Annotated in this window: 7 protein-coding genes; 1 reads left to right on the top strand and 6 read right to left on the bottom strand. The window is 66.1% G+C overall.

All coding sequences use genetic code 11. The features are described from left to right. On the bottom strand, positions 1-286 hold a 286-nt coding region (locus JWP28_RS20165), incomplete at its 3' end, for a sugar transferase (protein ID WP_299545645.1). Positions 287-424: 138 nt separating this feature from the next. Here JWP28_RS20165 and JWP28_RS20160 point away from each other — a divergent pair. Further along, positions 425-589: a hypothetical protein gene (locus tag JWP28_RS20160; RefSeq protein WP_299545644.1), complete on the top strand. Its 165-nt coding sequence runs from the start codon at positions 425-427 to the stop codon at positions 587-589. Between the two features lie 28 nt (positions 590-617). Here the strand turns inward: JWP28_RS20160 and rfbA are convergent, their stop codons facing one another. From rfbA to JWP28_RS20135, 5 genes are all read right to left on the bottom strand, one after another. Beyond that, a complete protein-coding gene (gene rfbA, locus JWP28_RS20155) occupies positions 618-1,511 on the bottom strand; it encodes a glucose-1-phosphate thymidylyltransferase RfbA (RefSeq protein ID WP_299545643.1) in 894 nt (297 codons plus the stop codon). Continuing rightward, entirely contained in the window at positions 1,508-2,407 is a 900-nt protein-coding gene (gene rfbD / locus JWP28_RS20150; protein ID WP_299545642.1) for a dTDP-4-dehydrorhamnose reductase, read from the bottom strand. The genes rfbA and rfbD overlap by 4 nt, the downstream gene beginning before the upstream one ends. Beyond that, positions 2,404-3,453 (bottom strand): dTDP-glucose 4,6-dehydratase, encoded by a 1,050-nt coding sequence (gene rfbB, locus JWP28_RS20145; RefSeq protein WP_299545641.1) that lies wholly within the window; start codon positions 3,451-3,453, stop codon positions 2,404-2,406. The genes rfbD and rfbB overlap by 4 nt, the downstream gene beginning before the upstream one ends. A gap of 17 nt (positions 3,454-3,470) precedes the next feature. Next, positions 3,471-4,613 (bottom strand): dTDP-4-amino-4,6-dideoxygalactose transaminase, encoded by a 1,143-nt coding sequence (gene rffA, locus JWP28_RS20140; RefSeq protein WP_299545640.1) that lies wholly within the window; start codon positions 4,611-4,613, stop codon positions 3,471-3,473. Further along, positions 4,610-4,961, bottom strand: a 352-nt coding sequence (locus JWP28_RS20135) for a glycosyltransferase family 4 protein (RefSeq protein WP_299545639.1), incomplete at its 5' end; no start/stop codon positions are given. The genes JWP28_RS20135 and rffA, both read right to left, overlap by 4 nt.

The following is a 4,961-nucleotide window of genomic DNA, read 5'->3' as shown; positions in this document are numbered from 1 at the left end:
GGAACTTGTAGATCGTGAACACTTCGCCCCGGTAGCCGGTCCGCCGCTGACGGAAGATCGCCCCGCCCGGAGACTCGATGCGGATCGCCAGCACCACCACCGCCAGCAGCGGCAGGAACAGCAGCAGACCGAAACCCGCCGCCAGAATATCGAACAGACGCTTCAAGGGATCCGTCGCAACGGCGTGTACTAAAGAGTTGCGGGCGGCGCGGACGCGATCTGGAGCGGCCGTCAGCCGCCTCTTCACGTCCCCTTCGCCCGCCAGCACGCTCACGACGCTCTTCATCGAGCCTTCCGCCACTCAGGGTCGTAGCCGGCGAAAACACGCTTAACGGAGCGTTTGCCAATCTTGCGCACGATCTCTTAAGCCCAACCGCCGTTTTATGGGACACGCGCCCCGATGGGCGGGCTCGGAGCAAGAGCGATGCCAGCAGACGTGTCATTCCAGAACGTCAGCCCCAGCAGCGTCTCGGTTGAGGCGAGCTCACGGCGACGGCTGCCGCTCGGCATCGGCCTGACGATTGCGGCCTGCGCTTCTGTCGGCCTTTGGGTCGCCGCCGCGGCCGGCATTCGGGCGCTGTTCTTCTAGGGCGCGCAGGCCTTCACGATCCCGGACCTTATTCCGCCCCGTCCGCCGACAGCGGCTGTTCAGCCAGCCGGCGCAGGTACTGGCCGTACTCGCTCTTCGCCAGGCCGTCGGCCAGCTTGCGCAATTGCGGGGCGTCGATCCAGCCGCGGCGATAGGCGATCTCTTCCAGGCACCCTATGCGCAAGCCCTGGCGCTGTTCGACGGCGCGGATGAACTCTCCGGCCTGGATCAAACTGTCGTGGGTGCCGGTGTCCAGCCAGGCGAACCCTCTCCCCAGCAGTTCGACGTTCAGCTCGCCGGCCTCCAGATAAACCTGGTTGAGGGCGGTGATCTCCAGTTCCCCGCGGTGCGAGGGCTTCAGCGTCTTGGCGAATTCGCTGGCGCGGCCGTCGTAGAAATAGAGGCCGGTCACCGCATAGTTCGACTTCGGGACCGTGGGCTTTTCCTCGATGCCCAGCGCCCTGCCGTCGGAGCCGAGCTCCACCACGCCGTAGCGCTCGGGGTCCTGGACCAGGTAGCCGAAGACGGTGGCGCCCAGCTCGCGGGCCCCGGCGGACTGCAACGCCTGGCTGAAGTTCTGGCCGAAGAAGATGTTATCGCCCAGCACCATGACGCTGGGTTGGCCGGCGATGAACTCCTCGCCAAGGATGTAGGCCTGGGCCAGACCGTCGGGCTTCGGCTGCACGACGTATTCGAACCGCACGCCGAGCTGCGAACCGTCGCCCAGCAGGCGCTTGAACCCCGCCTGGTCCTCCGGCGTGGTGATGATCAGGATCTCGCGCACGTCGGCCAGCAGCAGCACCGACAGCGGATAGTAGATCATCGGCTTGTCGTAGACCGGCAGCAGTTGCTTGGAGACCGCCAGGGTCAGCGGGTGCAGTCGCGTGCCGGAGCCGCCGGCAAGGATGACGCCGCGTCTCATGCCGCCGACCTCTGTTCCGCCTTGAGTTCGGCCACGATCTCGGCCAGGGCCTCGCGCCAGGGGCGGGGCGTGACGCCGAACACACGTTCGAGCTTGCCGGTGTCGAGCGTGCCGCGGGTGGGACGCGCCGCCGGTGCGGGCCGGTCGGCGGTGGCGATCGCCTGCACCTGGGGCGCGGCGGCGCCCAGCGCCAGGTCGAAGACACCCTCCGCGAAGCCCTTCCAGCTCACCTCGCCGGCGTTGGCGAAGTGGTGGAGCCCGAAGACCGCGTCGCCCGCGGGCGCACGGGCCAGCCGTGCGGCCTGCGAGAGGATGAAGCGCGCTAGGTCGCGGGCCGAGGTCGGCCGCCCGAACTGGTCGTCGACGACCTTGATGGGCCCGCCCTCCCCCGCCAGCCGCAGCATGGTCTTGACGAAATTCTTGCCGTGGCTGGACACCACCCAGGACGTACGAAGGACGAGCGCGCGAGGGCACGCGGCCAGCACCTGACGCTCGCCGGCCAGCTTGGAGGCGCCATAGACGTTGAGTGGGTGGGGCGTATCCGCCTCCACGTAGGGGCTGCCCTTGGCGCCGTCGAAGACGTAGTCCGTGGAGATGTGGACCAGCGCCGCGCCGCGGCCGCCCAGCACGCCGGCGATGGCCGCCGGCGCCTCGGCGTTGACCCGATAGGCCAGGGCTTCCTCGCTCTCCGCGAGGTCGACGGCCGTGTAGGCGGCGGCGATGATCACCAGGTCGGCAGACACGCCCTCCAGGGCGCGGGCCAGCGCTTGCGGGTCGGCGAAGTCGGCGTCGGCGCGCGACAGCGCGATGATCTCGACGTCGCAGTCCTTGGCCTGGGCCAGCAGTTCCCGCGCCAGCTGGCCGGTGGTCCCGAACTGCAGGACGCGGACGGTCATGCCTTGACCAGGCCCAGGCGTTCGGACTGGAAGCCGCGCTGGCGGATGCCCTCGACCCAGTCGCGGTTGTCGACGTACCAGCGGACGGTGTCCTCGAGGCCTTCCAGCAGCGGCATGCGCGGCTCCCAGCCCAGCTCGGCCTGCAGCTTGGAGGCGTCGATCGAATAGCGGAAGTCGTGGCCCGGCCGGTCGGTGACGAAGGTGATCTTCTCGTGGTGCGCGGTGTTGGCCGGCGCCATGGCGTCGAGGTGGGCGCAGAGCATGCGGATCACCTCGATGTTGCGTTTGGTCGAGTCGCCGCCGATGCAATAGGTCTCGCCGAGCCGCCCCTTGCCCAGCACCAGCAGCAGCGCTTCGGCATGGTCGTCCACGTGCAGCCAGTCACGCACCTGGCGGCCGTCGCCATAGACCGGGATCGTCTTGCCCTCCAGCGCGCGGGTGATCACAGTCGGGATCAGCTTCTCCGGGAATTGGAACGGGCCGTAGTTGTTGGCGCAGTTGGTCAGCACCACCGGCAGGCCGTAGGTGCGGCCCCAGGCGCGCACCAGGTGGTCGGCGCCGGCCTTGCTCGAGGAATAGGGCGAGTTGGGGTCGTAAGGGGTTTCTTCCGTAAACTGTCCATCTTCGCCGAGGGCGCCGAACACCTCGTCGGTGGAGACGTGATGGAAGCGGAACGCGGCCTTCCGGTCCGCCGGCAGCCCGCTCCAGTGCTCGCGCGCGGCCTCGAGCAGGACCGCGGTGCCCATGACGTTGGTGCGCACGAAGTCCAGCGGCCCCTCGATCGCCCGGTCGTTGTGGGATTCCGCGGCCAGGTGCATCACGGCGTCGGGCTTGTGGCGCGCGAAGATCGAGCGCACCGCCGCCTCGTCGCAGATGTCGGCTTGCTCGAAGGCGTAGGCCGGGTCGCCCGAGACGCTGGCGACGTTCTCGAGGTTGGCGGAATAGGTCAGCGCGTCGAGGTTCACGACCTCGTGGCCGTCGGCGACGGCGCGACGCACCACGGCCGACCCGATGAATCCGGCCCCACCGGTGATCAGGATCTTCATGCCCGCCACCCTTCTACTCAGCCAACCTCAAACGATCGAACAACGTCGATCACGCGTTCCTGATCGCTCTCCGAGAGATCGGTATAGAACGGCAGACGCACGAGGCTCGCGGCCATCTGTTCTGTAACAGGTGCGTCGCCGACTTGACCACCGAGGCGCCGGCCCATGGGCGTTATGTGCAGCGGAATGTAGTGAAAGGCCGACGCGACTTGATGGGAGCGAAGGTAGGAAAGGAAACGATCCCGCACCTCCTCTGAAGGCATGATCAGATAATAGAGGTGCCAGGCCGGATCGCAGCCGTTCGGGATTGTTGGCTGACGCACGCACTGAGCCGACGCCCAATCGGCCAAGCCTTCCTGGTACCGCTCAAAGATCCTCTTCCTTTTGTCCTGGATTTCCTCAGCCCGCCCCAGTTGGGCCAGGAGTTGCGCCGCGAGAACATCGGCGAGGATATAGCTCGATCCTTCGCTCACCCACTCGTATTTGTGCAGGAGCCCGCGCATGAACTGGCTGCGGTTGGTTCCCTTCTCCCGGACAATTTCGGCGATTTCGGCCAAGCGGGCGTCGTTGGTGACGAACGCTCCGCCTTCGTCGCAGGAGAAGTTCTTTGTATTCTGGAAGCTGAAGGCGCCCATAGCGCCAATAGTCCCAAGAGGCTGTCCCTTATAGGCTCCGAAGAGGGCATGTGCGGCGTCTTCGACGACCGGTATCCCCGCGCCGCCGGCAATATCCATGATCGCATCCATGTCGCAGGCGATGCCTGCATAATGAAGGACCACGATAGCGCGGGTGCGAGGACTAATAAGGCGACCAAGACTATCCGGATCAATATTCAACGTGCTGGGACTGATGTCCGCGAAGATTAAGCGGGCGCCACGCAGGAGAAATGCGTTGGCGGTGGACGTGAACGTAAAGGATGGAACGATGACTTCGTCGCCCGGCCGGATGTCGAGCGCGAGAGCCGCCATTTCGAGCGCATGGGTGCAGGAGGGCGTGAGGGTGGAATAGGAGACACCCAGGCGATCTCGGAAGAAGCTATCGCACTCCCGGTTGAAGTGCCCGCCTGGGCTCTGGCCCGACAGAACCTGCGAGACCAGTTCCAGTTCTTCCGGAACGCGCGTCGGTCGGTTAAATGGAATCATCGGGCGCTCGTAACTCATAAGGCTGCCTCATAAGCATTGACCAAGCGCTCGGTCGCCCGCTCCCACGTATATTGCTGCGCGTTGAGGGCGGCGGCATTCTGCATGCGCAGCAGCAACGCCGGATCATCGGCCAGCATGCGCATTTGCTGCGCAAGGGTCTCCACGTCGCCCGCGTGGTGCATGAAGCCCTCTGTACCGTGGGTGAAACGGGCGCCGGCGGCGTCCGAGACCAGGAGAGCGCAGCCGGACGCCTGGGCCTCGTAAGTCACGAGCGCGCTGCCGTCCTCGACGGACGGCAGCACCAGAACGTCTGTAGCTTGGTAAAGCGGTCGAAGGTCCGCAAGGAAATCGTGCTCCGAGACGTTC

The sequence above is a fragment of the Phenylobacterium sp. genome, assembly GCF_028290885.1.
Taxonomy (GTDB): Bacteria; Pseudomonadota; Alphaproteobacteria; order Caulobacterales; family Caulobacteraceae; genus Phenylobacterium.
The sequence above is the reverse complement of the archived record's forward strand: the minus strand, read 5'-3'. Positions and strand labels throughout refer to the sequence as shown.